At 70.1% G+C, this 2,616-nt stretch carries 3 protein-coding genes; 1 reads left to right on the top strand and 2 read right to left on the bottom strand.

Annotation, left to right across the window (positions count from 1 at the left end; all coding sequences use genetic code 11):
• On the bottom strand, positions 1-182 hold a 182-nt coding region (locus ACR2JA_RS14325; protein WP_434009755.1), incomplete at its 3' end, for a 2Fe-2S iron-sulfur cluster-binding protein.
• Positions 179-1,978, bottom strand: a complete 1,800-nt coding sequence (locus ACR2JA_RS14330; protein ID WP_434009756.1) for an NADH-ubiquinone oxidoreductase-F iron-sulfur binding region domain-containing protein — start codon at positions 1,976-1,978, stop codon at positions 179-181. The genes ACR2JA_RS14330 and ACR2JA_RS14325, both read right to left, overlap by 4 nt.
• Before the next feature lie 143 nt (positions 1,979-2,121).
• On the opposite strand from ACR2JA_RS14330, the gene ACR2JA_RS14335 reads away from it, so the two are divergent.
• A partial coding sequence (locus ACR2JA_RS14335) for a winged helix-turn-helix domain-containing protein (protein WP_434009757.1) occupies positions 2,122-2,616 on the top strand: 495 nt, incomplete at its 3' end.

The following is a 2,616-nucleotide window of genomic DNA, read 5'->3' on the forward strand; positions in this document are numbered from 1 at the left end:
GGCGCCAGCGCGCGTTCGCCCGCCACTTCGACCACGCAGGCGCGGCAGTTGCCGTCCGGGCGCAGGCCGTCGCTGTAGCAGAGGTGCGGAATGTCCACGCCGTGGCGCTGGGCGGCCTTGAGGATGGTTTCGCCCTCATGGGCCTGCAAGGTCTGTCCATCGAGCTGGAAGGAGATCGTCATTTCGCGCCCTCCACTTCATGAGCAAAGTACTTCATCACACTGCGCATCGGGTTGGGGGCAGCCTGGCCCAGGCCGCAGATGGAGGCGTCGATCATCACCGTGGCCAGGTCGTCCAGCGTGCCGGCGTCCCAGACGTCGGCCTCCATCAGCGTGGCGGCCTTGCCGGTGCCCACGCGGCAGGGCGTGCACTGGCCGCAGCTTTCGTGTTCAAAAAAGCGCATGGCATTCAGCGCAGCGTCGCGCGCGCGGTCGTGCTGGCCCAGCACCACCACCGCGGCCGAGCCGATGAAGCTGCCGTGCGGCTGCAGGGTATCGAAGTCCAGCGGCACGTCGGCCATGCGGGCAGGCAGGATGCCGCCCGACGCCCCGCCAGGCAGGTAGCCGTACAGCGTGTGACCCTCGGCCATGCCGCCGCAGTACTCATTCACCAGTTCGCGCAGCGTGATGCCTGCGGGCACCAGCTTCACGCCGGGTTCGCGCACCCGGCCGCTGACGCTGAAGGATCGCAGACCCTTGCGCCCATGGCGGCCAAAGCCGCTGAACCAGGCCGGACCGCGCTGCACGATGTCGCGCACCCAGTAGAGCGTCTCGAAGTTGTGCTCCAGCGTAGGGCGGCCGAACAGGCCCACCTGCGCGATGTAGGGCGGGCGCAGGCGCGGTTCACCGCGTTTGCCCTCGATGCTTTCGATCATCGCGGACTCTTCACCGCAGATGTAGGCGCCGGCGCCGCGCCGCAGTTCGATGGCCGGCAGCGGACACGGCGGATCGGCCACCAGCTCGGCCAGCGCCTGCTGCAGGATGGCGCGCGCGCCGTGGTATTCGTCGCGCAGGTAGACGTACACCGACGCGATGCCCACCACCTGCGCCGCGATCAGCAGGCCTTCCAGAAAACGGTGCGCGTCGCGCTCCAGATACGTGCGGTCCTTGAAGGTGCCGGGCTCACCTTCGTCGATGTTGACCGCCATGAGGCGCGGCGCCGGCTGGTCGCGCACGATGCGCCATTTGCGACCAGCCGGGAAACCGGCGCCGCCCAGGCCGCGCAGGCCCGAGTCCTTCATGGCCTTGAGCACCGCTTCGGTGTCTTCTTCGCCGTTGACCACGGCAGCGGCCAGCGCGTAGCCGCCGCGGGCGCGGTAGGCGGGGTACCCCACGGTGGCCGGCGACACGTCTTCCAGGCTGCGGGTGATGGCACAGGGCGCGCTGGCCGCAGGATCGAACACCGCATCGACCCGCGCCGCCGGGTGCTGAACCGTCCCCTCAGCACAGGCTGACTGCACGGTCGCCGTATCGGCGCGCAGCACCGGCGCCTGCCCCACCACCGCCACCGGTGCCTGTTCGCAGCGGCCCACGCAGGGCGCGGGGATCACGCGCACCTCACGCCCCAGGATCGCGGGCAGCTTGTCCAGCAGCGCCTGCGCGCCGGCCATGGCGCAGCTCAGGCCATCGCACACGCGCACAGTGATGTCCGGCGCCCGATCGCCGTCGCCCAGGATCTGGAAGTGGTGGTAAAAGCTCGCGACCTCGAACACCTCGGCCATGGACAGGCGCAGCTCGGCCGCCAGCGCCACCAGGTGCGCTTCGTGCAGGCCTCGGTGCGCGTCGTTGAGCAGGTGCAGCAGTTCGATGAGCCGGTCGCGCCGGTGCGGGCCGGGGCCAATGAGGGCACGCACCTGTTCGCGCGCGGCGTCGTCGGGCTGGCGGCCCTTGAGCTGCCCGCGCCGGCGCGCGGTGGCGCGCAGGGCGTCGGGGCTGATGGTGGCGGCCACCGGATTCGAAAGGGTGTGGAGAGCGGTCATGTCGTGGGAAGGCAGGCGCGCCGCGGCCAGGCTGGCCACAGATGGACAATGGTCGCCTGCGCCCGCCACCTTGGCAATATGCGAGGCGGCGCCACAGGCATATGAGCCGCGCCGCATAAAGCCTTCAGAACCGCCCACCAGACATGCCCCAGATCACCCTCCAGCCGGTGTGGACCCTCCAGAGCGACGAACAGGGCAGCCTGTCGCCGCGCCTGATCGAACTGCTGAGCCTGGTCCAGCAGCAAGGCAGTCTGCTCGCCGCCTGCCAGGCCATGGGGCTGTCGTACCGCCATGGCTGGGATCTGGTGCGCAGCGGCGAAGCGCTGTTCAACACCACCCTGCTGTACATGGAGCGCGGCAAGGGCTCCACCCTGTCGCCGCTGGCCGACAAACTGGTCTGGGCCGACCACCGCATCCGCGCCCGGCTGCAGCCGGTGCTGGACTCGGTCGCGTCCGAACTGCGCAGCGAGATTCAGCGCATCACCTCGTCTGACGCGCCCGACGCCTTCCGCATCCACGCCAGCCACGGCTTTTCGATTGAAAAGCTGCTGGAAGCGCTGATGGCCGACGGCCAGCCGGTGGCGCGCCGGTATGCCACCAGCACCGCCGCGGCCGCCGCGCTGCGCGACGGCCAGTGC

The organism is Hydrogenophaga sp. (genome assembly GCF_051007235.1).
Lineage (GTDB): Bacteria > Pseudomonadota > Gammaproteobacteria > Burkholderiales > Burkholderiaceae_C > Hydrogenophaga.

Excerpts from the sequence above, each read along its gene's own strand:
- ACR2JA_RS14330 (WP_434009756.1), bottom strand. The coding sequence starts at position 1,978 with ATGACCGCTCTCCACACCCTTTCGAATCCGGTGGCCGCCACCATCAGC.